This window comes from Streptoalloteichus tenebrarius, from assembly GCF_024171885.1.
GTDB classification, from domain to species: Bacteria; Actinomycetota; Actinomycetes; order Mycobacteriales; family Pseudonocardiaceae; genus Streptoalloteichus; species Streptoalloteichus tenebrarius.
In genome coordinates, this window is record NZ_JAMTCP010000022.1 from 1 (window position 1) to 24,037 (window position 24,037).

25 protein-coding genes are annotated in these 24,037 nt (G+C 70.1%); 15 read left to right on the forward strand and 10 right to left on the reverse strand.

All coding sequences use genetic code 11. The features are described 5' to 3' along the window. Nucleotides 1–703: 703 nt before the first annotated feature. The 7 genes from LX15_RS18360 (at nt 704) to LX15_RS18390 (ending at nt 5,065) form a co-directional block, all read left to right on the forward strand. A complete protein-coding gene (locus LX15_RS18360; RefSeq protein ID WP_253670845.1) occupies nt 704–1,126 on the forward strand; it encodes a hypothetical protein in 423 nt (140 codons plus the stop codon). 698 nt (nt 1,127–1,824) lie between these two features. Further along, complete coding sequence (locus tag LX15_RS18365) at nt 1,825–2,247, forward strand: hypothetical protein (protein ID WP_253670846.1); 423 nt, start codon at nt 1,825–1,827, stop codon at nt 2,245–2,247. Nucleotides 2,248–2,251: 4 nt separating this feature from the next. Further along, nucleotides 2,252–2,722: a hypothetical protein gene (locus LX15_RS18370; RefSeq protein ID WP_253670847.1), complete on the forward strand. Its 471-nt coding sequence runs from the start codon at nt 2,252–2,254 to the stop codon at nt 2,720–2,722. 372 nt (nt 2,723–3,094) lie between these two features. Further along, nucleotides 3,095–3,418, forward strand: a complete 324-nt coding sequence (locus LX15_RS18375) for a hypothetical protein (protein ID WP_253670848.1) — start codon at nt 3,095–3,097, stop codon at nt 3,416–3,418. 357 nt (nt 3,419–3,775) lie between these two features. Next, complete coding sequence (locus tag LX15_RS18380; protein ID WP_253670849.1) at nt 3,776–4,129, forward strand: hypothetical protein; 354 nt, start codon at nt 3,776–3,778, stop codon at nt 4,127–4,129. An 88-nt stretch (nt 4,130–4,217) separates the two neighbouring features. After that, entirely contained in the window at nt 4,218–4,361 is a 144-nt protein-coding gene (locus LX15_RS18385; protein ID WP_253670850.1) for a hypothetical protein, read from the forward strand. A gap of 347 nt (nt 4,362–4,708) precedes the next feature. Further along, on the forward strand, nt 4,709–5,065 hold the full coding sequence (locus LX15_RS18390; protein WP_253670851.1) for a hypothetical protein: 357 nt from the start codon (nt 4,709–4,711) through the stop codon (nt 5,063–5,065). 243 nt (nt 5,066–5,308) lie between these two features. On the opposite strand, the gene LX15_RS18395 is transcribed toward LX15_RS18390, so the two are convergent. Continuing rightward, a complete protein-coding gene (locus LX15_RS18395) occupies nt 5,309–5,716 on the reverse strand; it encodes a YybH family protein (protein ID WP_253670852.1) in 408 nt (135 codons plus the stop codon). A gap of 3 nt (nt 5,717–5,719) precedes the next feature. Here LX15_RS18395 and LX15_RS18400 point away from each other — a divergent pair, with 3 nt between their 5' ends. Further along, on the forward strand, nt 5,720–6,145 hold the full coding sequence (locus LX15_RS18400; protein ID WP_253670853.1) for a winged helix-turn-helix transcriptional regulator: 426 nt from the start codon (nt 5,720–5,722) through the stop codon (nt 6,143–6,145). Between the two features lie 266 nt (nt 6,146–6,411). Next, nucleotides 6,412–7,779 (forward strand): M20/M25/M40 family metallo-hydrolase, encoded by a 1,368-nt coding sequence (locus tag LX15_RS18405; RefSeq protein WP_253670854.1) that lies wholly within the window; start codon nt 6,412–6,414, stop codon nt 7,777–7,779. 187 nt (nt 7,780–7,966) lie between these two features. Here the strand turns inward: LX15_RS18405 and LX15_RS18410 are convergent, their stop codons facing one another. Genes LX15_RS18410 through LX15_RS18420 form a run of 3 tightly spaced genes read right to left on the reverse strand, consistent with a single transcriptional unit; the run spans nt 7,967 to nt 9,634 of the window. After that, complete coding sequence (locus LX15_RS18410; RefSeq protein ID WP_253670855.1) at nt 7,967–8,398, reverse strand: DUF2017 family protein; 432 nt, start codon at nt 8,396–8,398, stop codon at nt 7,967–7,969. After that, a complete protein-coding gene (locus LX15_RS18415) occupies nt 8,398–8,544 on the reverse strand; it encodes an ATP-dependent Clp protease adaptor ClpS (RefSeq protein ID WP_253670856.1) in 147 nt (48 codons plus the stop codon). The genes LX15_RS18410 and LX15_RS18415 overlap by 1 nt, the downstream gene beginning before the upstream one ends. A gap of 52 nt (nt 8,545–8,596) precedes the next feature. Beyond that, nucleotides 8,597–9,634 carry an ABC transporter substrate-binding protein gene (locus LX15_RS18420; RefSeq protein WP_253670857.1) on the reverse strand — a complete coding sequence of 346 codons (1,038 nt, stop codon included), beginning with the start codon at nt 9,632–9,634 and terminating at the stop codon, nt 8,597–8,599. Nucleotides 9,635–9,844: 210 nt separating this feature from the next. Between LX15_RS18420 and LX15_RS18425 the strand changes: the two genes are divergently transcribed. Beyond that, complete coding sequence (locus LX15_RS18425) at nt 9,845–10,552, forward strand: Clp protease N-terminal domain-containing protein (protein ID WP_253670858.1); 708 nt, start codon at nt 9,845–9,847, stop codon at nt 10,550–10,552. A gap of 171 nt (nt 10,553–10,723) precedes the next feature. Here the strand turns inward: LX15_RS18425 and LX15_RS18430 are convergent, their stop codons facing one another. Then, nucleotides 10,724–11,962, reverse strand: a complete 1,239-nt coding sequence (locus tag LX15_RS18430) for an FAD-dependent monooxygenase (protein ID WP_253670859.1) — start codon at nt 11,960–11,962, stop codon at nt 10,724–10,726. A 148-nt stretch (nt 11,963–12,110) separates the two neighbouring features. On the opposite strand from LX15_RS18430, the gene LX15_RS18435 reads away from it, so the two are divergent. Next, a complete protein-coding gene (locus tag LX15_RS18435; protein ID WP_253670860.1) occupies nt 12,111–12,926 on the forward strand; it encodes a TetR/AcrR family transcriptional regulator in 816 nt (271 codons plus the stop codon). A gap of 173 nt (nt 12,927–13,099) precedes the next feature. Here LX15_RS18435 and LX15_RS18440 read toward each other — a convergent pair whose 3' ends face one another. Beyond that, nucleotides 13,100–13,861 carry an SDR family NAD(P)-dependent oxidoreductase gene (locus LX15_RS18440; RefSeq protein WP_253670861.1) on the reverse strand — a complete coding sequence of 254 codons (762 nt, stop codon included), beginning with the start codon at nt 13,859–13,861 and terminating at the stop codon, nt 13,100–13,102. A 28-nt stretch (nt 13,862–13,889) separates the two neighbouring features. Continuing rightward, complete coding sequence (locus LX15_RS18445; RefSeq protein WP_253670862.1) at nt 13,890–14,768, reverse strand: NAD(P)-dependent oxidoreductase; 879 nt, start codon at nt 14,766–14,768, stop codon at nt 13,890–13,892. 161 nt (nt 14,769–14,929) lie between these two features. On the opposite strand from LX15_RS18445, the gene LX15_RS18450 reads away from it, so the two are divergent. Further along, complete coding sequence (locus LX15_RS18450; RefSeq protein WP_253670863.1) at nt 14,930–18,280, forward strand: ATP-binding protein; 3,351 nt, start codon at nt 14,930–14,932, stop codon at nt 18,278–18,280. 818 nt (nt 18,281–19,098) lie between these two features. On the opposite strand, the gene LX15_RS18455 is transcribed toward LX15_RS18450, so the two are convergent. Next, a complete protein-coding gene (locus LX15_RS18455; protein WP_253670864.1) occupies nt 19,099–19,605 on the reverse strand; it encodes a MarR family winged helix-turn-helix transcriptional regulator in 507 nt (168 codons plus the stop codon). Between the two features lie 92 nt (nt 19,606–19,697). Between LX15_RS18455 and LX15_RS18460 the strand changes: the two genes are divergently transcribed. Both LX15_RS18460 and LX15_RS18465 read left to right on the forward strand, forming a co-directional pair. Then, nucleotides 19,698–20,588 carry an EamA family transporter gene (locus LX15_RS18460; RefSeq protein ID WP_253670865.1) on the forward strand — a complete coding sequence of 297 codons (891 nt, stop codon included), beginning with the start codon at nt 19,698–19,700 and terminating at the stop codon, nt 20,586–20,588. Between the two features lie 39 nt (nt 20,589–20,627). Beyond that, a complete protein-coding gene (locus tag LX15_RS18465; RefSeq protein ID WP_253670866.1) occupies nt 20,628–21,194 on the forward strand; it encodes an NADPH-dependent FMN reductase in 567 nt (188 codons plus the stop codon). 83 nt (nt 21,195–21,277) lie between these two features. Here LX15_RS18465 and LX15_RS18470 read toward each other — a convergent pair whose 3' ends face one another. Next, entirely contained in the window at nt 21,278–22,009 is a 732-nt protein-coding gene (locus LX15_RS18470; protein WP_443729321.1) for a TetR/AcrR family transcriptional regulator, read from the reverse strand. A 60-nt stretch (nt 22,010–22,069) separates the two neighbouring features. Between LX15_RS18470 and LX15_RS18475 the strand changes: the two genes are divergently transcribed. Beyond that, complete coding sequence (locus LX15_RS18475; protein WP_253670868.1) at nt 22,070–23,008, forward strand: quinone oxidoreductase family protein; 939 nt, start codon at nt 22,070–22,072, stop codon at nt 23,006–23,008. Between the two features lie 20 nt (nt 23,009–23,028). Here LX15_RS18475 and LX15_RS18480 read toward each other — a convergent pair whose 3' ends face one another. Next, nucleotides 23,029–23,967 (reverse strand): amidohydrolase family protein, encoded by a 939-nt coding sequence (locus LX15_RS18480; protein WP_253670869.1) that lies wholly within the window; start codon nt 23,965–23,967, stop codon nt 23,029–23,031. Between the last annotated feature and the right edge of the window lie 70 nt (nt 23,968–24,037).

Genomic DNA, 24,037 nt, shown 5'->3' on the forward strand with positions numbered 1-24,037 from the left:
GGGTGCCGCGAGGTCAGGGGGTCGCAGCGCCGACGCCTGCGACCCCCGCCGTCTCGGAGATCCAAACAGGACGAAGGTTCCGAAGAAGCGTTCTCGCCCTTACGCCGACAGGGTCAAGGCCGCCGAGGTGGACCGGATGAGAGGTCAGCCGGGAGATGTGACCACTCCTCTGCCGGCCAGAATTACGCCCGGTCCCAGCGCTGACAGGAAAACAGTCGCGCACTGTGGGTGAGATCGACCAGACTCGCGGACATGGATCTCCTTCTCGGTCTGCGCGGCGCCCGAGCCTGCCTGGCCCCGGACCGATCGACACCGAGGACACCCTCGGCCCTCCGCTACCGACGAGTTGGCTTACAACCAGCTCGTCGTCGGACTCGATCCCTCGGTTCCGTTCCACTCCACGCGCAGCACCAAGGCCCGCGGCAGCCTATGAGCCAGCGTGAAGGTACCCGTCCCGCCGTCGCCGGCGACTTCCCAGGCCGATACGAGTGGAACGACGAAAGATGAACGACCTCCTTCAGGCCGCGCAGCTTCTCTCTGGCGAGACGGACACTCGACGCAAACAGCAAACCCAATGAAGGGAGGGATGTTTCCTCCTAGAGATGCACAGGTGAACGCTCAACAGCGATCACACAGTCGGATACCACACCCCGCAACGTGAGTAACATAATTTCGACCTACTTCCCAAGAATCGGATGAGACGATGAGCGAACTCCTGGAGGCGGCGAAACTCCTCCTTCCGGAAGCACAGGAAAAGCGAAGCATCAGTGAACAGTTATCGGACGAACACAGGTTCATCGAGATCCTGACGTTCGCGGAAGCCGACGAGATCCTCGCCATGCTCCACTACGTCATCGAGGAGGACTACTTTTTCCTCGTCTGGGCGAGGAACCTCGCGTACCGACTCGCGTGCCTGCAACGGCCCGACGACCCGGACCTCCTCAGGGAAGCCGCGATCGACCTGTTCAACTTCGGCCCCGACTGGGACGACATCTCCGAGTCGCTGAAGGCGGAAGCCGACCGCCTCGACCTCGAAGGAAAGACCAAAAGGTTGCCCTCGGCCGCGGAGACGCTTGTCTCACCCTCAACGGAACACCGACCAGTTCCGGAGACGAAGACGGAGTGACACTGTGCGGAGCATGACAATCACCGAACTCGTCACAACGTTCCGAAGAAGCCTGCTCGCGCTTACTCCGATAGCCGATCGCACGCGCCTGAGCTGGGACTTCAGGGAAGCCCACGACGACTGGGACCACCTCGCCGAATGTCTCTATGAAGTGTTCGTCGCGCGGCCCGTGCTCACAGACTCCCGAGCCCCTCGGGAAGCGCACCCGATGCCCCGTTACGCGGCCCACATCGACTCTTACCGGGCTTATAGGTGCCCGAGCCTGGCTGCCCCCGACCGAACGACGACGAGGGTGCCTTCGTCCCTCCAAATGCCAACGCGCTGACTTACGGCCAGCTCGTCGTCGGCCTCGCCCCCTCGGTTCCGCCCAGTCTCCACGGCGCACCGCCAAGGTTCGTGAGCAGTCCACGAACGAGCGCTACTGGAGGTGCCCGTTCCTCCGTTCGGCGACTCACCAGGCCGTTCCGAACGAGACGACGAGAGAACCCCTTCAGGCGGCACAGCTTCTCGATGACGAGACGGAGACTCGAAGCAAGCATGAGTTCTCAATGGAGGGGGCCGACTCCTCCCGGAGGCGCGCCAGACGAAGGCCTTCGACCGAACAAGGTCATCAACGGGCGCCCGGCGAGATACCGCACCGCCCAACTTCCCACTCCAGCAACATGATTTGACCGACTTTCCAAGGAACGGGTGAGACGATGAGCAAGCTCCTGGAGGCGGCGAACCGCCTCTATCCGGAGGCGCCGGACGAGCGAAGCGATAGCCAAAAGATGTCCGACGAATACAGGTTCATCGAGACCCTGACGTTCGCCGACGCCGACGAGATCCTCGTGATGCTCCACGACGACTTCGAGAAGGGCTACCGTTTCCCTGTCTGGGTGAGGAACCTCGCGTACCGACTGGCATGCCTGCAACGGCCCGACGACCCGGACCTCCTCAGGGAAGCCGCCGCCGATCTGCTCCTCTTCGGCCCCGACTGGGACGACATCGCGCAGGCGATGACGGCCAAAGCCGACCGCATCGACCCCGAAGGAAAGACCAAAAAGACACCCTCGACCGTGGAGACGCTTGTCCCACCCTCAACGGAACACCGACCAGTTCCGGAGACGAAGACGGAGTGACACTGTGCGGAGCATAACAATCACCGAACTCGTCACAACGTTCCGAAGAAGCCTGGTCGCCCTCACACCGGTAGCTGACCGAGCGCTGCTGCGTTGGCACCACAGCGAGGCACACGATGACTGGGACGACCTCGTCGACTGCCTCTACCAGGTGTTCGTGCGCAGGGCGGTGGAGGCCGGATCCAACGATTCGAGGGAAGTTCTTCCCTTGCCGCGCTACGCCTTCGAGGTCGACAGCTACGCCCCCCACACCTGGATCGCAGTCGAGTCTCACGACGGCTCACGGTATGCGTTCGCTCGCCTGCTTTCTGGTGATAGCCCGTTCGACACCGTCCAAGCGGTGGAAGTGGACCTCGAGACAGGCCAACCAGGAGGCCTGGTCGAGATTCCGTGGGAAGAAGGCTCGTTCCTTCTGTACAGAAGATTCAGCGGTGGGGCCTGTGAGATCGTGAGCGAGGTCGGCCCAACAAAGTGACCTAGCAACTCGACCTCAGGTGCGCTATCCCGTCAGACGGACCGAGGAGGTTGAGCTGACTGGTGTTCCTGGGCCAGCAAGGGCGCTGGCCCAGGAACACCAGCAGACAGCCTCCCGGCCGACCGCCACGGCCGGGCCGGCTTCCGCCGCGCCGTCCTCTCCCCCACGTCACGACTCACCCGCAGGGCAGGAACACGCGTTTCCCCATCGAAGGAAGCATTGACGACTTCTTCAGCATGACGATCAGCGACATGGTCGACATGTTCCGAGCCGGACTGAGGGCGCTCACACCGATCGCGGACAGGGTGTCTCGGTTGGCGGGACGCAGAGGCGCACAACGAGTGGACCGACCTCGCCGAGTGCCTGTACGAGGTGTTCGTCTCCAGACCGGTGAAGATGGATGCTCGGGCCCCCAAGGAACCGAAACCGCTGCCCCGGTATGCGTTTCGACCTGACTCGTACCAGGATTACAGCTCGGTCGTCGTGTCCGCTTCGAGCGGCGAACAGCACGCGTTCGTTCGACTGCTCCCCAGCAACGGCGAGTTCGACTGGATCGAGGCCGTCAAGGTCGAACCAAGGACTGGCCAGCCGGGAGATGTGGTGACGCTTCCGCTGAGCGGCCAGAAGTTCCTTCTTCTCAGGCGGTACGACGACGGGGACAGCGAGATCGTGAGCGAGGTCGCGCCGATCGAGTGACACGAGCTTCGGCTCGCGGCGAGCCATCAGAGCGGCGAGGCTGGCGTTGAGTGACGCCGTGTTCCTTGTCTTGCCCGGGTTGGGAGCCAGGAGCACTGGCAGGCGACAGCGGAGCGTTCCGCCGCTCCACAGAGGACTGCGCCCGGTCTCAGTGCTGACGGGAAAGCAGTCGCGTTTCCTGGCGAGGTCGGCAAGACTCGCGGACATGGATCTTCTTCCCGGTCTGCTCGGCGCCCGGGCCTGGCTACCTCAGGCCGAACGACACCGAGGACTTTCCCGGCCCTCCGATGCCGACGAGCTGGCTTACGGCCAGCAGTCAGCGGCTTACCAGGTCGTTGCCAGGTCGGAGGGCGAACGATGAGTGAACTCCTGGAGGCGGCGAAGCTCCTCCTTCCGGAAGTGTCGGCCGAGCGAAACGACAGTCAGAGGTTGTCGGACAGATGCAGGTTCATCGAGATCCTGACGTTCGCGGACCCTGACGAGATCCTCGCCATGCTCCACTACGTCTTCGAGAAGGACTACCTGTACCCGGTCTGGGCGAGGAACCTCGCGTACCGACTCGCGTGCCTGCAACGACCGAACGACCCGGACCTCCTCAGGGAAGCCGCCGCCGACCTGTACCTCTTCGGCGACTGGAACGACATTTCGGACTCGCTGGAGGCCGAAGCCGACCGCATCGACCCCGAGGGAAGGATCGAACGAAACCAGTGATGGCGTCATCTGGTGCCAGATGACGACAACGTGGTGACGCAGGGCAGGCGAAGCACCTGGATCACCAGACCTTCGGCTATGAGGGAAGATGGACCACCGCGAGCTGCTCCGGGCTGCCCAAACGCTCATCGGCGAGCTGACGGGCGCTCGAAGCGAGCAACAGATCCTGATGGAGAGGATCAACTTCGTCGATCATCTGACCCTCGCCGGCCCCGACGAGATCCACGAATGACGACCTCGTAGCGCACATCCCACGAGCTTTCGGGAGGCCGCAGAGCCGACGCCTGCGGCCTCCCACTACCACGCGTTCCACATCGACTCCTGTCCGAGGAAGCGAATGGTTTCCCTGACTGCGAGGAAACAAGTCGCGGTTCGCGGGTGAGGTCCGCGACACTCGATCCATGCCTGTTTCACCCAGCGTTCTCACCGGTCCGGCGCCGCCGCCCGAGACCCGCTTACGCCACAAGGGTCTTTGTCTTTCGAGGAGCAGGAGGCGGCTCGCGATCAGCCCCTCGTCGGACTCCATCCACCCGCTTTGGCCAGACTCGACGATAAGCCATCTGAGATCAGGGGGAGACGATGAGTGAACTCCTGGAGGCGGCGAAGCTCCTCCTTCCAGAAGCGCAGGACGAGCGGAGCAGTAGTCAACAGTGGTCGGACGAACACAGGTTCATCGAGATCCTGACGTTCGCGGACCCTGACGAGATCCTCGCCATGCTCCACTATGTCATCAAGGTAGACTACCTGTTCCCGGTCTGGGCGAGGAACCTCGCCTACCGCCTGGCGTGCCTGCAACGGCCCGACGACCCGGACCTCCTCAGGGAAGCCGCGATCGACCTGTTCAACTTCGGCCCCGACTGGAACGACATTTCGGAGTCACTGATGGCGGAGGCCGACCGCATCGACCCCGAAGGAAAGATCCAACAGAACCAGTGACGACCTCGTAGCACATATCCACGAGGTTTTCGGGAGGCCGCAGAGCCGACGCCTGCGGCCTCCCACTGTCGCAAGCCAGGAGACAGGGCGGGGACGGGTGCGTCGGCGAAAGCGGTGGCACCGCAAGGACCTCGACCAGTTGGGGCACGAGGCTGCGGGGACATCTGACTCGGCAGACGCCACCCCGTGTGACTGGGCTGGCTGAGGCAGGCCGTGACCCCGGGGAGCCCGAACAGCGTGACCTCATGGACGGGCGGTGCCGAAGGGGTTGTCGATGACGTAACGCCACCGGCCGTCAGGTCCTCGGCGGGCGACGTCCGTCGCGGTGCCTTCGATGTGCACGTGCCTCCCGTCCGGCCCGATGCCGTCGATGACCCAGTCGACGATGAGCAGCGCGATGTCGTCGACGACATAGGTGTGTCGCGGGTGGACGGTGATGGGCAGGCCCAGGGCGAGGAACCGCTCGTTGGCGGCCCGGCGCTCAGCACCGGTGACGGGATGACCGGGCCGTGGCACGAGGACGGCGTCCGGCTCGTAGACCTGGTCGAGCAGGTCGCCGCGACCGGTGGCGAAGGCCGCGGCGAAGGCGGCCGGGTGTTGGGCGGGGTCGGTGGTCAGCGGGACACTGGGGTCGTGGGCGTCGAACGTCATGCCGTGAGCCAAAACCACCGCGACGTCGGTCACCAAACGGAAACCCACGACTGGGACCCGGAGCTGGTGCCGGACCGCCGGGGCCGGACGCGTCGGCCGGAGGCGGGCTGTCCGGTCGAGGTGGCGTTGGCGGCGATCTCCGGGCGGTGGACGACGCTCGTGCTGCGGGAGCTGATGCACGGCCCGTGCTCGTTCGGCGACCTGAGGGGCAGGCTGCCCGATCTCAGCGCCAAGATCCTGAGCGAGCGGCTGCGCGAGCTGACGGCGCGGGGCCTCGTGGCCCGCGAACGTCTCCCGGGGTTCCCGGTGCGGACGCGGTACGTGTTGACCTCGACGGGTGCGCGGCTGCGTCCGCTCCTGGTCCAGCTCTACGAGACCGGCACGGTGCTGCTCGACGCCATGGCCGTCACACCACCCGACGCCCGCTGAGGCTGGTTCCCGAAGATCCGCGCGCCGGACGAAGCCGTGTTTGTCCTTTCATCCCTCCGGCTGGTGGTCGACAACCCCAATATGCTCGGTCACCACGCGCCGCCGGCACGGGGAGAGGAGCGTCCATGGCCTCACGACCGGTCAGCCGCCGAGGATTCCTCCAAGCCACAGGTGTCGGTCTCGCCGCGCCGGCCCTCACACCACCGGCACCAGCGGCGGCGACACCAGCGGCGGCGCCGAGCCACGATCCGCGGGACATCGACGTCGTGTCGCTGGCACGCACGATGATCCGGTTCGACACGTCCCACCAGGGCCAGGGCGGGGTGACCCTCCCCCACGCCCGCGCGCTCCAGGCCGTCTGGGAGGCGCACGGTGTCGGCACGACGATCGTGCCGACACCGAAGCCGGACAACGTCCATCTCATCGCCCGCATCCCCGGGACCCGCGCGAAGCCACCGCTGCTTCTGCTTGGCCACTCCGACGTCGTTCCCGTGGAGCGCGAGAACTGGCGGCACGACCCGTTCGGCGCGGAGATCGTGGACGGTGAGCTGTGGGGCCGGGGCGCGATCGACATGAAGGGCGCCAACGCGTCGTTCATGGCGGCGTTGCTGCGCCTGGTGCGCGAGGGCGCGCGGTTCGACCGCGACATCGTCTTCGTGTCGGACGCCGACGAGGAGGGCGGTCCCCACGGCACCTCCTGGTTGGTCCAGCAGAAGCCGGACCTGCTCCAGGTCGGCGCGGTCCTCACGGAAGGCGGATGGCAGCTCGCCCAACGGGACGGACGCACCCCGATGTTGCTGTCCATGACGTGTCTGGACCGTCTTCCCATGGTCGTGCGCCTCACCGCACGAGGCACGGCGACGCACTCGTCGCGACCGATGCCGGACTCGGCGATCCTCCGCGTCAACCGGGCGGTCACGAGGGTGGCCGAGTGCCAACCGGAGGTCGTGCTCACCCCACTCAACCGCGCGTACTTCGAGGCCTTGGCCGGCGCGACGCACGACCACGCCTTCGCGCAGGCGATCCGCCTCCTGCTCCGCTCCCACTCGGCGCAGCAGACGGAGAGGGCAGCGCGGCTCGTGGTGGAGCGCAGCCCCTACCCCTGGCTCCACAACGGACTGATGCGGGCCACGATCTCCCAGGTCATTCAGGATGGCGGCTACAAGACCAACGTCATCCCCTCACGGGCGTCGGCCCAGCTCGGGGTGCGCGTCGTCCCGGGAGGAGAACGCCCGACCAGGGTTCTCGACCGCATTCGCGAGGCCGTCGAAGACCAGGGGGTCGAGGTGGGGCTGGTGACCCCGTCCGGGGTTTCCGAGGACCAACTCCTGGCCGGGCTGGAGGAACGGTGGGCGATCGGCCCCTCACCGTCCGACACGGACGTGTTCACGGCGTGGCGCACCGCCGCGAGTGAGGTCTTTCCCGGCGTGCCGGCCGTTCCGGCGATGTTCGAGGCGACGACGAGCGGTCTTCCCTGGCGGCGGCGTGACATTCCGGTGTACGGGATCTACCCCTACGTCGTGGACAACGCCTCGATCACCTCGATGCACGGCAACGACGAACGAGTTCGGGTCGACGCGCTCCGCCAGGGATGTGAGCTGATGTACCGGATGTTCCGGCGCATGACCGTCTGACGTCCAGTATCCGCGTCAACACACGAGATCGGGCGGTGCCGGCGGATCCCGAAGACGGGCCGTCACCGCCGAACGCGCATCGAGCGCCACATCGCGGAGTCACTGTTCGACCGGGAAGACCTTCGCCGAGAGAGCGGGATGGAGCGCGCGCACCAGGCGGATGAGGAGGTGAGTCATTACCAGAACCTCAGCGGGCAGGCGTCTTGTACGGCGTCCACAGTAGAGGAACCGTGCCAGTCCGAAGACGACGAGCCAGTCGTCGACCTCCTACCGGCTCAGGCACACCATGTGCGCGCCGTTCCACGCCAGGAGCAGCCGCCAGGGCGTCAACCCGCATCGCGGTCCCGTGCGCGCGACGGAACTCGGCGGCGCGAGCGAGATCCTTGAAGGCGTCCGGGAACATCCCCCGGAGGATCTCCTCGGCGGAGACCGGTGGCCGCAGACCGAACCACCGCCGTGGGCCGGGAGCCTCCCCGTGTTCGAGCAGGCTCACGAACTGCTCCACGATCCGCGCGAGCAGGACGGCGACGTTCTCTCTCGTGCGGACCGCCACACCGTCCGGCACCGCGACCACGTCGACGTGGTCGTCGGTCCCGACGAAACCGGTCTCCTGTCCCATCAGGCACCCCGCACCACGCGCCGCATCACCCGCACAGCGTCCTCAACGGACAGCGCACAGCACTGATGCAGCAGGTAGGCCACCTGGTTCATCAGGTTGATGTCGTCGTTGAGCACCAACACCCGCCAGCGGGCAGCATGGTTCACACGGGAGGCATGTGCGGCTCCCGGCGCGTCGTTACCCGCTGGCGGGTGTCGGTCAGCTCACCTTCCTGGCGTCCTGGACGGCCTTGGCCAGCGACTCGACGATCGGAGCCAGGCCGGCGTAGGAGAAGCGGGGCTCGCTCTGCCACGGCACCACCTGGTTGGCGCGCACGGCGGGGAGCTCCGCCCACGCGGGACGGGACGCGAGGTCCTTGGGCTGGAGCGCGGCGCTCCGGTTGTCGAGCAGGATGATGTCCGCCGGGTACTTGCGGGCGTTCTCCCAGCTCAGGTGCTCGAAGAAGCCGCCGTCGACCTTGTCGGGTACGACGATGTCCACGCCCAGCTCACGGAAGTAGCTCAGGTCGGGGTAGACGTTGGGGTCGGAGACGTAGAGCAGTTCGGGGCTGCCGGAGGCGGCCATCACCCGCAGCCCGCCCTTCTCCTTCGCCGCCTTGCGCAGCGCCTCGGAGGCCTTCTCGAACCGCGCCTTGGCGTCGACGACCGGCTTGGCCTCCAAGTCCGCGCCGAGCGACTTCGCCAGCGCGGCGTACCGGCCGACCACGTCCACCAGGCGCACCTTGGCGGTGGTGATGCCGACGCTGGGCGCGATGCCGAGGATCTTGTCCTTGCTGTCGTCCGGCACGTACCAGAGCGCCGGCGGCTGGAACATGTTGGTCACCAGCAGCTCGGGGCGCAGCTTGAGGTACTTCTCGATGTCGAACTCGCCCCAGTCGCCGCCGACGATCGTCACCTTGTTGACGTCGAGGTCGCCGGCCTGCGGGCCTGGTGTGCCGTCCTTGTTCCTGGCCGGGCCGAACACGCCGACGATCTGGTCGCGGAGCCCGAAGTCCCACAGCGCGGCCGCCGACCCGACGAAGGCGACGACCCGCTCGGGGCGGCGCTCGCTCGTCACCCGCTGCTGCCGGTCGTCCGTGAACGACCAGCCGCCCGCCTGGCCCGACGAGGTCGAACCCCCGCCGTTCCCGCCGCCTCCCCCACTCCCGCACGCGGCCACCACGGCGCCGAGGCCGATCGCGCCGAAGGCGGCGAGCAGGCCGCGTCGGGAGAGCTGGGGGGCTCGGGACTGGGACATGGTGGTGCCTTCCTTCGTCTGATCGGAGCAACCGAGCGATGGATTAGGGCAGCCTAACCAAAGTAGTTGACCAAGAAACAGAGGGTGGCCCTCGTCGCACCCCGTCCCCACCTGCTCGTTTCGCTCCGTGATCGACCGACGACGGAAACCCGCGCGCCAATCGTCAACTTGTGGTTGACGACCCTGCCTTCGTCAACCTATGGTTGACGCATGGCTGACACACCTCGACTGGACGACCTCATCAACGCCATCCGCCAACGCCACCCCGACGGCGACCCGCTGGAGCAACTGAGCGACGCCGTCCTGCTCGCCGACCACCTCGGCGAGCTGGCCGACCACCTGATCGGCCACTTCGTGGACCGGGCCCGGCACGCGGGCGCGTCCTGGACCGACATCGGCCGCAGCATGGGGGTGAGCAAGCAGGCCGCGCAGAAGCGGTTCGTCCCCAAGGGGCCCAACACCACCGAGGAGAGCCACATCGCGACCTTCGCCCGCTACGACTCCTTCGCCAGGTCCGCGATCGCGCGGGCGCAGGAGGAGGCCCGGATCGCCGGGCACCAGCACATCACCCCGGAACACGTCGTGTTGGCCCTGACGCACAAACCGGAGTCCGTGGCGGGACAGGTGATGCGGGCGGTCTGCGGATCGGTCGACGCCGTGCGGGAGGCGGTGACCGAGCGGCTGGAGCCGACGAACGAGTCCGTGTCCGTGCCCATCCCGTTCGACGGGCAGAGCAAGAAGGTGGTGGAACTGACGACGCGTGAGGCGTTGCGGTTCGGCGACCCGAGCATCGGCGCGGAGCACGTGCTCCTGGCTGTCCTCTCCCTGGGCGAGGGCACGGCCGTGGACGTGCTGCACGCGCTGGGCCTGACCAAGGAACGGGCGGAGACGGAGGTTCGGCGGCTCCGCGCCTCCTGAGCGAGGACGCCGGTGCGACGGCGGGTCCGTGGTCACCCCCACGACCACGGACCCGCCCAGCACCGTCACGACACTCCCGAGAGGGACTCACCGCCCCTCGCAGTTTCATCCTTTGTGGACGCGTCCTTTGTGGACGCGTCCTTTGTGGTCACCGGCTCGACCGCCTCCCCCTCAGTCGCCCGCGACCGACGTCGAGGAGGCCACGACCGCCGGATAGTCCCTGAGCGTGATGCCGTGGGCCGCCTCCCGCATGGACTTCATGACCTTCTCCATGACCCGGTCCTTCCCCGGCAGGTACGGCATCACCCGCAACATCAGGGCGCGCAGGGACGCCTCCCACCGGCTCCCGGGCACCATCTGCCGCACCGAGTCCCGTCCGAGTTTCTGGTTCAGCTCCACGAACCCGCGCATCTCCTCCTCGTAGCGGGCGAACGCCACGCGGTGGTCCCCGCCCGCAGCCGCCAGCTCCCCGGCCAGCACGTAGGCGCCCACCAGGGCGAGGCTCGTTCCCTGACCGGACGCCGGCGAGGGGCAGTAGGCGGCGTCGCCGAGCAGGACCACGGGTCCCGAGGACCACCGGGGCATCCGGACCTGGCTCAGCGAGTCGAAGTAGAAGTCGGGTGAGGTCGGCATCGCGGCCAGCAGCGCCGGCACCTCCCATCCCTGGCCGGCGAACGCCTCGACCAAGATCTCCTGCTGTCGACGGACGTCCCGTCGGTCGTACGGCTTCTCCGGGGTGCGGAAGAAGAACTGCGCCTTGGCGTGGGCGTCCTGGCGGACGCTGTACACGTTCACCACGCGACCGACGCCGGAGGAGACCAGCTCCCACCGGTCGAGGTCGAGATGGTTCGGCACGGTGAAGATCGCGACGCTGAGCCCGAGGTCGTGGGCGAACCGCTCCTCCGGTCCGAACGTCAACCTTCGCACGAGGGAGTGCACCCCGTCGGCGCCCACCACGAGGTCGAAGGTGCGGGGTTCACCCCGCGAGAAGTCCACCCGCACGCCGTCGTGGCGCGGCTCGATCCTGGTGACCGAGGTGTCGAACAGGTACTCGACGTCCTCCCGCGTGGCGTCGTACAGGACCCTCGCCAGGTCACCCCGGAAGATCTCCAGGTCACCCGGGTCGCGGAACCCGATCACGTCCGCGCCCAGCGTGGCCACGACCCTGCCCGCGCCGTTGAGGAACGTACCCCCGCGCATGTCGGTGGTCCGGCGGCGGACCTCCTCCAGCAGGCCCATCCGGCGGACCACGTCCACCGCGACGCCCCGGACGTCGACCTTGTAGCCACCCTCCCTGAGCGCGGGGGCGCGTTCCACGACGGTGACGCTGGCCCCGTACCGGCGCAACCAGTACGCGAGCGCGGGGCCGGCGATGCTCGCGCCCACCACCAGGACGTTCGTCTGCCTCATCAGGTCTTCCCCCTCGTCGAACCCGACCGCTCGGCGTGGAGCCGACCGGGTCGCGTATCTCGTACGCTGATCTGCGTATGAGATACACGGCTCTGCGTATGCTATACACAGCTCCCGGGCGGACGTCAACGAGGAGAAGGCGGGGACGATGGGCGGCAGCGGCGACACCGGTGACACCGGCGACACCGACGAGGACGGCACGGGCCTGCCGGCGAGCATCGAGGCGGCGTGGGGCGTGCGGGAACGGCCGGGGCGGGGCCCGCGACCGGGTCTGAGCCTCGGCCGGATCGTCGACGCCGCCGTCACCGTCGCGGTCCGCGACGGCCTCGCGGCGGTCTCCATGGCGCGGGTCGCCGCCGACCTCGGCGCCTCGACCATGTCCCTCTACCGCTACGTGGCGGCCAAGGACGAGCTGCTCGACCTCATGATCGACGCGGTGTTCGCGACCCCGCCGGAGGACCCGCGCCCCGGCGAGGGCTGGCGCTCGGCGCTGTCCCGCTGGACCTGGGAACACCGGGCCGTGCTCCGGCGACACCCCTGGGTGCTGCGGGTGCCGGTGACCGGCCCGCCGATCACCCCGAACCAGGTCGCGTGGCTGGAGCACGGCCTGCGGAGCCTCCGCGACACCGGCCTGACCGAGGGCGAGAAGCTGTCGGTGATCGTCCTGCTCAGCGGGTTCGTCCGGAACGCCTCAGCCCAGGAGGCCGCCGTCACCGAGGCGGCCCGAACCGCCGCCGGCAGAGCCGGCGAGGTCGCCTCCTACTGGCGCACGCTCGCCAAACTCGTCGACCCCCAACGCTTTCCCGAGGTCAGCGCGCTCATCGCGTCCGGAGTGACGGACGAGCCCGACGACCCGGACGCCGACTTCGGCTTCGGGCTCGACCGGGTGCTCGACGGCATCGACGCGCTGGTCCGCGCCCGCCGCGCCGAACGGGAGCCGACGTCGGGCAGCAGGAGGGTCTGACACCGCACCGCGATCCCCGAGACGCGGGAAGGGCTGTGCGGCCGCCCGAACTCGGGTGGCCACACAGCCCCGTCCACAGCATTGTCCACAATGGACACTGGATCGCGCGGCGAGCGCGTCAGGGCGCGTCAGGGCGACGTCAGGGACGCGGCGGCACGACGGTCCTACCAGGACTAGGCAGGAAAAACCGAGATTCCCCCGCCCAGTCCCCCATCCACCGGCAGCTTGACCGCGGTGCTGAACGTCGCGTCGAAGGCCAGGAACATCGCGGCGGCCGCGACCTCCTCCGGCGCGCCGTGCCGCCGCAGCGGCGTGACCTCGTCACCGAGGCGCTGAAGTTCCGCCTTGCCTTCCGCGGGGGCGTCGATGCCCATCGAGGGCGTGTCGATGAAGCCGGGCGCCACGGCGTTGACCCGGACGCGCCTCGGCAGCAACTCGGCGGCGAAGCCCTGCGCGAAGGACCACAGGGCGGCCTTCGACGCCGAGTAGACGACCATGCCGGGGTACCCGCCCTCGTCCGACACGGAGCTGGTGAACACGATCGACCCGCCGTCGCGGACCAGCGGGGCCAGCCGCTGGACGATGAAGAACGAGCCCTTGGCGTTGACGTCGAAGTGCCGGTCGAAGGTCTCCTCGGTGACCTCGGCGAACGGCTCCAGCTTCGCGTAGCCGTGGTTGACGAACAACGCGTCGATCCCGCCCAGCTCCTCCTCCACCAGCCGGCCGAGCGCGTCGATGTCGGCCATGCTCCGCGCGTCGGACCGCACCACCCGCGCCCTGGTCCCCAGCTCGGTGCGCGCCGCCTCGATGTTCCGCTCGTCGCGGCCGGTGAGCACCACCTCGGCTCCCCCGTCCAGCAGCGCGGCGACCATGGCGCGACCCATGCCGTGCGTGCCCCCGGTGACGACGGCCTTCTTCCCCGCGTACCTGCTCATGTCAACCCTCTCCCCAGTCCCGACTTCCTCAGTTCTTCAGCAGCTCGATGGCGACGGTGGCGTCGCCCGCGCCGTGCCCCTCGGCGACCGCCCTGTCCAGCAGGTCCTTGATCGGCAGCATGAGGTCGGGGCGCACGCCCTGCTCCTCCGCGACCGTGATGAAGTTGGGGAAGGCGGCGGCCTGCATCGCCAGGTTGGACACGACACCGGTCATGTAGTCGCCGCTGTCGACCTGCGTGGCGAGCCGGTCCAGGTTCCCCTCGAACATCGCGCTGAGCCACGGCTTCAGGAACGCCATGAACTCGGTGGCCCGGACGTTCTCCGAGCGCACCAGGGCCACGGCCTGCCAAACCCCGGCGAACAGGCCGTACATGCCGCTGAGCAGCGCCAGGTCGTAGAGCGCGGCCAGGCCGGCGTCGTCGCCGAGGAAGTGGGCCGCGCCCAGGAGCTCCAGCACCTCCCGGTGCGCCTCGAAGGTGACCGAGGACCCGCTGTAGAGCAGGAACGCGTGCGGCGTCCCGATGCCCGGCGGGATCGCCATGATGCCGCCGTCGACGTAGTCGACACCCTGCTCGGCCGCCCACACGGCCATCGCGCGGGCCTGCGCCGGGGTGCCGTTGGTCAGGTTGACCACCGCGCGGCCCGACAGGGCGTCGGCCACCGGCTCCAGCACCTCGCGCACCGACGCGTCGTCCAACAGGCACACGACGACCAACGGGCTCGCCGCGATCGCCTCGGCCACGGTCTCGGCGCGGAGCGCGCCCTTGGCGACCAGGGCCTCGTCCTTGCCCGGAGTACGGTTCCAGACCGTCGTGGCGTGTCCGCCGGCCAGGAATGCCTCGGCCAGCGCGGTCCCCATCGCGCCGAGGCCCAGGACGGTCACCCGGGACACGTTCTTCTCCGACATGCGATCTCCTCACGCTGTCCCGGCTGCGTGCCGGGGTATCTCGGTGGTCTTCGACTGCTCCCCACGCTGCCGGCCGGGGCTTCGGGTCCACTTCGGATCGGCTTCGGACCGGCCTCGGGCGCGACGCGTCCGGTGTCGGGCGCCTGCACTACCGTGGCCACGTGCGTTTCGGGGTGCTCGGTCCGCTGGAGGTGTGGACGGCGGACGGGAGACCGGTCCGGGTCCCCGAGCTGAAGGTCCGCGCCCTGCTGGCCGCCCTGCTCGCCCACCGGGGGCGGTCGGTGTCGACGGACCGGCTGATCGGGGACCTGTGGACGGCCCCGCTGCCGAGCAGTCCGACGGGCGCGCTCCAGGCCAGGGTGTCGCAACTGCGCCGCGCGCTGGAGGAGGCGGAACCGGGCAGCCGGGACCTCGTGGTCTCACGACCTCCCGGCTACCTGCTGCGCGTCGACGCCGAGGCCGTGGACGCGGAGCGGTTCGCGGCCCTGACGGCCGAGGCGCGGGCGAGCGAGGACCCGAGGACGCGGTCCGACCTGCTGACCGAGGCGCTCGCGCTGTGGCGGGGCCCGGCGTTCGCCGACTTCCCCGACAGCGCGCTGCTCGCCCCGGTGGTCCGGCGGCTGGAGGAGCTGCGGCTGGTCGCGCTGGAGGAGCAGGCCGAGGCGCGGCTCGCGCTGGGCGACCACGGCGTACTGGTCGGCGAGCTGGCCGACCTGGTCGCGCAACACCCGTTGCGCGAGCGCCTGCGCGCGGCGCAGCTCGTGGCCCTGTACCGGTCGGGCCGGCAGAGCGAGGCGCTGGACAGCTACCGCGACCTGCGGGACCGGTTGGCCGACGAGCTGGGGGTCGACCCGAGCCCCGACCTGGTCGCCCTGCACCAGGCGATCCTGCGGCAGGACCCGGCGCTGGCCGCGGCGGCGCCGCCTCCCGAGCCCGTGCCGTCCCGTCCCCGCACGAACCTGCCGGCCCCGCTCACCGACCTGGTGGGCAGGGACGCGGCGCTGGAGGAGGTGCGGGCGCTGCTCGACACCGCTCGGCTGGTCACGCTGACCGGGCCGGGCGGGGTGGGGAAGACCCGGTTGGCCCTGGCCGTGGCGTCGGAGTTGCTCCCCCGGTTCCCGGACGGCGTCTGGCTCGTCGAACTGGCCGGCAGGGTCCGAGGGGGTGGGAAGGACGCGGCGTGCTCCCTGGCCGAGGTCGCCGAGGCGGTGGCCGCCGCGCTGGAGATCCGGGACGACGTCGCGACCGGTCCCCTGCCGGGCACGCCCTCGGCCGACCTCGCCCACCGGCTCGCCGAGGCCCTGCGCGGACGGCGGATGCTGGTCGTGCTGGACAACTGCGAACACGTGGTCGAGCCGGTCGCCGCGTTCGCGGACCTGCTGTTGCGCGCCGCGCCGGGGGTGCGGATCCTCGCCACGAGCCAGGAGCCGGTCGGGCTCGCCGGCGAGACACTGTGGACGGTGCCGCCCCTCGACCTCCCCGAACCCGGGTCCGAGCCCGAGCCCAAGCCAAATTCCGCGACCGAGCCTGATTCCGCGACCGAGCCTGGGACCGAGTTTGGGACCGAGTTTGGGTCCACTGTGGACGATGGAGTCGGCGGCGTCGGGCGGTACAGCGCCGTGCGGCTGTTCGTGGCGCGCGCCTCCGCCGCCGCGCCAGGGTTCCGGCTCACGCGCGACAACGCGGCCATCGTGGCCGCGATCTGCCGACGCCTGGACGGCCTCCCGTTGGCCATGGAGCTGGCCGCGACCCGCGTGCGGGCGCTCGGCGTGCGCGAGCTGCTCGACCGGCTCGACGACCGGTTCCGGCTGTTGGCCACCGGCCACCGGGGCGCGCCGCCGCGCCAGCAGACCCTCAGGGCGATGATCGACTGGAGCTGGGAGCTGCTGACCGAGGCCGAACGGATCGTCCTGCGACGCCTGGCCGTCCACGCCGAGAGCTGCGGGCTCGCGGCCGCCGAGGCCGTCTGCGCCGGCGACGGCGTGAAACCCGCCGAGGTCCTCGACCTGCTGACCCGGTTGGTCGACCGTTCGCTCGTCGTCGTGACCGAGGGGCCTGGCGGCGTCCGGTACCGACTGCTGGAGTCCGTCGCCGCCTACTGCCTCGAACAGCTCAGGGAGCACGGCGAGACCGACCAGGTGCGGGAACGCCATCGCCGCCACTACGCCGACCTGGCCGCGCGCGCGGACGAACGGTTGCGGGGTCATGACCAACAGCGGTGGCTGGAACTGCTCGACGTCGAGTCCCCGAACCTGCGGGCCGCGCTGGACGACGCGGTCCGCCACGGGGACGCCGACCTCGCCCTGCGGCTGGTCAACTCCCTGACCTGGTACTGGTACCTGCGGGGCCGGCTCAGCGAGGGGCACCGGTCGTTGGGCGCGGCGCTGTCGGTCGCCGCCGACACCCCCGGCGCCGCCAGGGTCGCCGCGCTGACCTGGCAGACGAGCATGGCCATGTTGATCGGCGAGGACGGTGACCTGACGGAGCGGGCCGAACGGGTGCTCGCGCTCGCCGTGGATGACGACGACGCGGGACAGCGCCGCAGGGCCGAGTGGTTCCTCAACCTCGTGTTGACGGGCGTCGGCGACCTGGCGGCCCGCGAGGAGCGGGTGCTGCGCGTGCTGGCCGACTTCCGGTCGCTGGGCGACGAGTGGGGCGAGGCCGCCGCGCTGTGCACGCACGCCTCGCACGCCCTGGCCAGGGGAGATCTCGTGGCGGCGCGGCGCGGCGGCGAGCGGAGCCTGACGTCGTTCCGGCGGCTCGGCGACCGGTGGGGCCAGCTCAGGGCGCTGGAGGTCCTGGGCAACCTCGCGGAGGTGGTCGGCGACTACGAGCGGGCCACCCACCTGCGGCGGGACGGGCTGCGTATGGCGGAGGAACTCGGGCTGTGGATCGAGGTCTCCTACGCGCTGTCGACGCTGGGGCGCACCGCGTTGCTCACCGGGAATCACGAGCGGGCGGTGGAGCTGCACGAGCGGGCGCTGCGCATGGCCGTCGAGCAGTCGCACCGGCGGGGCGAGCAGTTCGCCGAGATCGGGCTCGGCCTGGTGGCCCGGCGGGCGGGCCGGCTGGACGAAGCCGAGCGGCACCTGCGCGCCTGGCTCGACTGGTGCCGGGACGTGGACGGCGACCTCGGGGCGGCGTTGATCCTGGCCGAGCTGGGGTTCGTCGCCGAGCAGCGCGGGGACGCCGAGGAGGCGCTCGCGCTGCACGCGGAGGGCCTGGCGGCGGCGTGGGGCACGGGGAACCCGAGGGCGGTCGCGTTGGCGTGGGAGGGCCTGGCGGGGGCGTGCTCGCTCGCCGGACAACACGCGCGCGGGGCCGCTCTGCTGGGCGCGGCGACGGCGACGCGGGAGTCCGTGGGCGCGCCGTTGCCCCCGGCGGAACGCGGTGATGTCGACCGGATCACGGCCCGGCTGCGCGCGGCGCTGGGCGAGGCCGCGTTCGCGGCGGAGTTCCGGCGCGGCGCGGATCAACCGCCGGAGGAGCTGGTCTCGGCGATCGTCGGCTGACCGGTCAGCGGGCGATGGTCGGCTGACCGGTTATCCACATCCCCCGAATTCCTCCACAGGCTCGGGTCATGGCCTTGGGCCGGGGGTGGTGGGGCGATAGGCTGGAGCGGGGCTCGCCCCCCAGGGCGGGTGGGGGCTATCCACTGGGGGAGTGACTGCGGGCCCGAGTTCCGGTGAGTGTTTTCCGTGTTGTGTCAACCCTTTCGCCCGGTTAGGCGACAGGGTTGTCCACAGGCCCCTGAGTTGTCCACAGGAGACTGGCACGGCCCTGTGCCGAGGGGTGTGCGGCGGTAGGCTGGAGCGGGGCTCGCCCCCCAGGGCGGGTGGGGGCTGTCCACTGGGGGAACGGGGAGGAGCGTCGCGGCCGGGTGGTCGAGGAGCCAGCGATCCGGCGGCTCGTCGATCGTCGCCATCTCCCCCTCGGACCACGAGGAACTGCGCGCCGGCGCTCGGACGACTCTTCCCCGGCGCGCCGTCCGGGCACAACCCGGTGTCGACCCCACTCTGGCTCGGGGCCGCGCCGCGCCACCCGTCCGGAGCACCACCCGTCTGGACCGCCACCCGTCCGGACCACCACCCGTCCGGAGCACCACCCGTCTGGACCGCCACCCGTCCGGAGCGTCGCACGACGTGGCACCGGGACGGTCGCCGTCCGCTGACACCGCGCCCGCGGAGCACCACGGGCTAGATGTCCACTGAGGACAGTTCCGCTGGATCTCGGCGGGCCGACCGGCGTCACGACGACCAGCGCCACCATCACCACCATGCTCGCGATCGGACGCGAGCGCGGCGGTGGTGAGGCCTGGTGTCGAGCGTCCTCAGGTCAGGGACGTGTCACCGAAGTGCTCCAGCAGCCTGCGCAGCGTCCCGGTGAACCGCTCGTACTCCTCCTCGTCCATGTCCGGCAGGAACCGCGCCTCGTTCTTCAGGTGCTCGCCGAACACCTCGTCCACGACCTGGTGTCCGCGCTCGGTGAGCCGGATGCGGACCGACCGGCGGTCGACCGTGTCGCGCACCCGCTCGACCAGGCCCTTGGCCTCCAGCCGGTCGATCCGGTTGGTGATCGCGCCCGAGGTGACCATGGTGGCCTTGAGCAGGCCGCCCGCCGTGAGCTCGTAGGGCGGCCTTGACCGGCGCAACGTCGTGAGGACGTCGAACTCCCAGTTCTCCAGCCCCCGCTTGGCGTAGAAGGTCTTCAGCTCCCGGTCGAACACCCGGGACAGCCGCTGCACGCGCCCGACGATGCCGACCGGCCACAGGTCGTCGGCCAGGTCGGGGCGTTCCTCCCGCCACGCGCCGATGACCAGGTCCACCGCGTCCGCCATCCTGCCCTCCGCAATATCTCAACGTTCACAGACTTGACGTTGACCGAGTGCCCATGCTCTTATTTCAACGTTGAGATTATCAGGAGGAACCCATGACGACCACGTCGATCCCGACGCCTCATGCCGTGTCCCCGGCCGCACGTGACGCCGCGCTGGCCGCGCTGGCCCCCGCCGCGTGGGGAACGACCTACGTCGTCACCGCGACCCTGCTGCCGCCCGACCGCCCGCTGCTCGCGGCGACCATGCGGTCGCTGCCCGCCGGCCTGGCGCTGCTCGCGATGACCCGCCGCCTGCCCCGGGGCTCGTGGTGGTGGCGCACGGTGGTGCTCGGCACACTGAACTTCGGCGCGTTCGCCCCGCTGATCTTCTACGCGGCGTACCACCTGCCCGGCGGCGTGGCGGCCACGGTCGGGTCGCTCCAACCGCTGCTCGTGGCCCTGCTCTCCCTGCTCGTGCTCAAGACGCGGCCACCGACGACGGTGCTGGTGTCGTCGGTGGTCGGCGCGGGCGGCGTGGCCCTGCTGGCCCTCACCGCCGAGGCCCGGCTCGACCCGCTCGGCGTGCTCGCGATGCTCGTCGCCACGAGCCTGATGGCGGTGGCCATCGTGCTCACGAAGAAGTGGGGCAGCCCCGAGCGGCCGCTGGTGGTCACGGGCTGGCAGCTCACGGTCGGCGGGCTGGCCCTCGCGCCGGCCACCCTCCTCCTCGAGGGCGTGCCGGACGCCCTGACCGGTCCGAACATCCTCGGCTTCGCCTACATCGGGATCTTCGGCACCGTGTTGTCCTACGTCCTGTGGTTCCGGGGCATCGACCGCCTGCCCCCCACCTCGGTGTCCCTGCTCGGGCTGGCCAACCCGCTGGTCGCCGCGATCGCCGGGTTCCTCGTCCTCGGCCAGACCCTGACCCCGTGGCAGCTCCTCGGCTTCGCGGTCGCCCTCGGCGCCGTCATCGTCGGCCAGACGCGCCACCACGACCACTCCTGACTCCCGTCCGCCCACCCACCACACCGTGCACAGAAGGAGATGACGTCCACAATGGACACCCTGCGGATCCTCGCCGTCTCGGGCAGCCTGCGCGCCGACTCGTACAACACCGCCCTGCTGCGGGCCACGCAGCGGGTCAACCCCGGCGGGATGTCCATCGAGATCTACGAGGACATGGTCGGCCTCCCGATGTACAACGAGGACCTCGACACCGAGCGGCCCCTGCCTGCCGTGGCCGACCTGCGGCGGCGGGTCGCCGAGGCGGACGGCCTGCTGATCGCCACGCCGGAGCACAACACCTCGATCCCCGCGGCGCTCAAGAGCGCGATCGACTGGCTCAGCACGCCGCCGAGCGGCTTCGTGCTCGCCGACAAGCCGGTGGCGATCATGGGCGCCTCCCCCGGGGCGTTCGGGTCTGCCAGGGCCCAGCTCTCGCTGCGGCAGATCCTCGCCTCGCTCGGCTCCGACATGGTCCTGCGCCCCGAGGTGACCGTCTTCCGGGCCCACGAGCGCTTCGACGCGGACGGGTCCCTGACCGACGAGTTCACCCTGTCGCTGATCAAGGACCTCCTCGTCGCCCTGGAGAAGAGGATCCGCAGGAGCTGAGGGCGAGCCGACCGGTCCTCACGGCACCCGCGTCCCGGTGTTCCTCCCGCTCCTGACGGGAGGAACACCGGGATTTCCCACAGCTACGAAAGTTCGGGCGCCCTCTCGTCGTTCGCGGGCCGGATCGCGTAGTGCCCCAATGAAGGTTCCACCATGCCGAAGGCCAGTTCCGCTGCCGCGGACACCGCCTTGGCGACCTCGTCAGGCCCGCGCCCGGTCAGCACCTGACGCACGGCCTCCTGGAACAGGATTCGGTGGACACCGCCGAGGAGCATCGCGGCGGTGCGCACCGAGAGATCCAACGCGTCGCCCCCTGCGGCAGCGTCACCGGCATTACCGGCGTCACCGGCCAGCGCGTCCGCGAGGGCGCGCTCCTGCTGCTCGTGGATCTCCCGGAGCCGGGCGAGCAGCGCGGGGCTTCCCACGATCATGCGGGCGAAGTCCTGGCCGCAGAAGCCGAGCACCGGATCGCGCCGCGCCACTCCCTCCTCGTGGGCGCGACGCACCGCGGCCAGGGCCGACTCCCCCGGTCGTCGTTCGGCGACGGCGCGCGCCGGCCGGTCAATGACCTCCTGGTAGGCGTCGAGGGCCAGGTCCTCCTTCCTCGGGAAGTAGTTGGTGACCGTCATCTTCGCCACGCCCGCCGCCGCGGCGACGTCGGCGATCGTCACCTCGTCGAAGCCCCGTTCCAGGAACAGCCTGGTCGCGCTGTCCGAGATCGCCTGCCGCGTCTGCTGCTTCCGGCGCTCCCGGAGTCCGGACGTCTCCGCCACGCGCCCACCTCCTTCGGTCCGACCCAAGTTTAGCCTTGGCATAAACTTAGGTCCGACCTACAGTTAGGCCCGACCTAAGAAATCTGACCGGAGGAGGGCGACATGCGCCGTCTGCGTCATCACGACCACGGCGGGCCCGAGGTGCTCCGGATCGAGGAGACCCCGGTGCCCCAGCCCGCGCGGGGCGAGGTCCTGGTCCGGATCGAGGCGGTCGGGGTCACGCTGCCGTTGTTGGGGCACCTCCGCGCCGCCTCGACACCGGTCCCGTCGTGCCCCGGCGGCGAGATCTCCGGCGAGGTCGTCGCCGTGGGCGAGGACGTCCACGACCTCGCCGTGGGACAACGGGTCGCCGGAGTGGTGTTCGACGGCGCCCACGCCGAGTACGTCGCCGCTCCGGCGGCCGCGCTCGGCGTCGTGCCGGACGGCGTCGAGGCCGCGGACGCGATGACCGTGACGCGCAGCGGCCTGGTGGCGCTGGGCGCGTTGCGGGTGGGGCGGTTCGCCGAGGGCGAGCGGGTGCTCGTGACGGCGGCGGCCGGCGGAGTGGGGCACGTCGCCGTGCAGCTCGCGAGAGCGCTGGGCGCGGCCAGGGTCGTCGCCGCGGTCGGGTCGTCGGACAAGGCGGACTTCGTCCGCGACCTGGGCGCGGACGAGGTGGTCCGCTACGACGACGCCGACTGGGGCGACCCGGTCGACGTCGTGGTCGACGGTGTCGGGGGCGAGGTGCTGCGGCGCGGTGTCGACGCGCTCGCGCCCTTCGGCCGGCTGGTGTCGTTCAGCGCCGCCGGTGGCCAGGTCGAGGCGAACGCGCTGCGCCTCGGCATGCGCGGCGTCGTCGGTTTCGCCGTCGGGCGGTTGGCGGGCGCGCGTCCCGACCTGGTCGAGCGAATGCGCCGGGAGTTGTGGGGCCTCCACGCCGAGGGACGGCTCCGCCCCGTCATCGACTCCGAGTTCCCGTTGGAACAGGTGGCGCGGGCCTACGAGGTCATCACGGCCCGCGCCAACCGGGGCAAGGTGGTCCTCCGACCCACTGTCCATTGAGGACAGCCGGTCCGGAGGTGTCAGGCGAGCCGGGGGAACAGCCCCCTGGCGCTCCCGTGGTCGATCTCCGCGCGCCGCTCGGGGTCCAACCCCTCGTAGGCGTCGAGCTGGTACGTGAAGTAGGCGACGGCGGGGTCCGGCGCGAACGGCCAGTCGCTGCCGAAGAGCACGTGCCCCGGCCGGGCGAAGGCGAGCAGGCTGGGCAGTGCGACGGGACTGGCCGAGAGGGCCGTGTCGAAGAAGAAGGAGCGGAAGTCCTCCAGCAACCCCACCGGGTCCCGGCCGGTCTCGGGGACGAGCGAGAGCGCGAGCCGGTGTGCCGCGTACGGGACGAATCCCCCCGCGTGGGCGAGCACGAAGCGGATGCGGGGGTGACGACCGGGAACTCCCTGGCGGACGAGGTTCACCGCCGCCCTGGTGGTGTCGAGGAGGAAGTCCGCCGCGAACGGGGGAATCCCGGGCGCCGGCGGGCCGGGCAGCTCGGCGGGGTGCACGAGGACGACGGCGGCCCTGCGGTCCAGCTCGGCCATGAGCGGCTCGAACTCCTCGGCCCCCAGGTAGGTCCCGCGGTTGTTGGCCAACAACACGACTCCGTCGGCGGACAGCTCGTCGAAGGCGTACGCCACCGCGTCGAGCGCGCCGTCCACGTCCGGCAAGGGGACGGACGCGAAGAACCCGAACCGGTCCGGCCGGTCCCGGACGCACTCCGCGGCGAACTCGTTGACCCGCAGGGCCATGTCCCTCGCCTCACGGTCGCCGCCGAGGTGCACGCCCGGCGTGGAGACGGACAGGACGGCGGTGGCGATCGACTGCTGTCCCATGAGGTCGAGCGCCCGTTCCACGCTCCAGTCCGGCAGGTCCCGCCCACCGGCGTCGCGCACCCCTCGCGAGCGGAGCCACCGCACGTACTCGGGTGGGAGAAGGTGATGGTGTACGTCGATGCGCGCGTGGTCGGCCATCGCACCCCTCTGTCGTGTCGTGACAGCGCCAGTGCCCCGCCCCTGCGGCTTCCCCTCCGAGGGACCGCTG

Coding starts and splice junctions, on each gene's coding strand:
- LX15_RS18360 (WP_253670845.1), top strand. CDS start 704: ATGAGCGAACTCCTGGAGGCGGCGAAACTCCTCCTTCCGGAAGCACAG.
- LX15_RS18365 (WP_253670846.1), top strand. CDS start 1,825: ATGAGCAAGCTCCTGGAGGCGGCGAACCGCCTCTATCCGGAGGCGCCG.
- LX15_RS18380 (WP_253670849.1), top strand. CDS start 3,776: ATGAGTGAACTCCTGGAGGCGGCGAAGCTCCTCCTTCCGGAAGTGTCG.
- LX15_RS18385 (WP_253670850.1), top strand. CDS start 4,218: ATGGACCACCGCGAGCTGCTCCGGGCTGCCCAAACGCTCATCGGCGAG.
- LX15_RS18390 (WP_253670851.1), top strand. CDS start 4,709: ATGAGTGAACTCCTGGAGGCGGCGAAGCTCCTCCTTCCAGAAGCGCAG.
- LX15_RS18395 (WP_253670852.1), bottom strand. CDS start 5,716: ATGACGTTCGACGCCCACGACCCCAGTGTCCCGCTGACCACCGACCCC.
- LX15_RS18410 (WP_253670855.1), bottom strand. CDS start 8,398: ATGGGACAGGAGACCGGTTTCGTCGGGACCGACGACCACGTCGACGTG.
- LX15_RS18420 (WP_253670857.1), bottom strand. CDS start 9,634: ATGTCCCAGTCCCGAGCCCCCCAGCTCTCCCGACGCGGCCTGCTCGCC.
- LX15_RS18425 (WP_253670858.1), top strand. CDS start 9,845: ATGGCTGACACACCTCGACTGGACGACCTCATCAACGCCATCCGCCAA.
- LX15_RS18430 (WP_253670859.1), bottom strand. CDS start 11,962: ATGAGGCAGACGAACGTCCTGGTGGTGGGCGCGAGCATCGCCGGCCCC.
- LX15_RS18435 (WP_253670860.1), top strand. CDS start 12,111: ATGGGCGGCAGCGGCGACACCGGTGACACCGGCGACACCGACGAGGAC.
- LX15_RS18440 (WP_253670861.1), bottom strand. CDS start 13,861: ATGAGCAGGTACGCGGGGAAGAAGGCCGTCGTCACCGGGGGCACGCAC.
- LX15_RS18445 (WP_253670862.1), bottom strand. CDS start 14,768: ATGTCGGAGAAGAACGTGTCCCGGGTGACCGTCCTGGGCCTCGGCGCG.
- LX15_RS18455 (WP_253670864.1), bottom strand. CDS start 19,605: ATGGCGGACGCGGTGGACCTGGTCATCGGCGCGTGGCGGGAGGAACGC.
- LX15_RS18460 (WP_253670865.1), top strand. CDS start 19,698: ATGACGACCACGTCGATCCCGACGCCTCATGCCGTGTCCCCGGCCGCA.
- LX15_RS18465 (WP_253670866.1), top strand. CDS start 20,628: ATGACGTCCACAATGGACACCCTGCGGATCCTCGCCGTCTCGGGCAGC.
- LX15_RS18470 (WP_443729321.1), bottom strand. CDS start 22,009: ATGCCAAGGCTAAACTTGGGTCGGACCGAAGGAGGTGGGCGCGTGGCG.
- LX15_RS18475 (WP_253670868.1), top strand. CDS start 22,070: ATGCGCCGTCTGCGTCATCACGACCACGGCGGGCCCGAGGTGCTCCGG.
- LX15_RS18480 (WP_253670869.1), bottom strand. CDS start 23,967: ATGGCCGACCACGCGCGCATCGACGTACACCATCACCTTCTCCCACCC.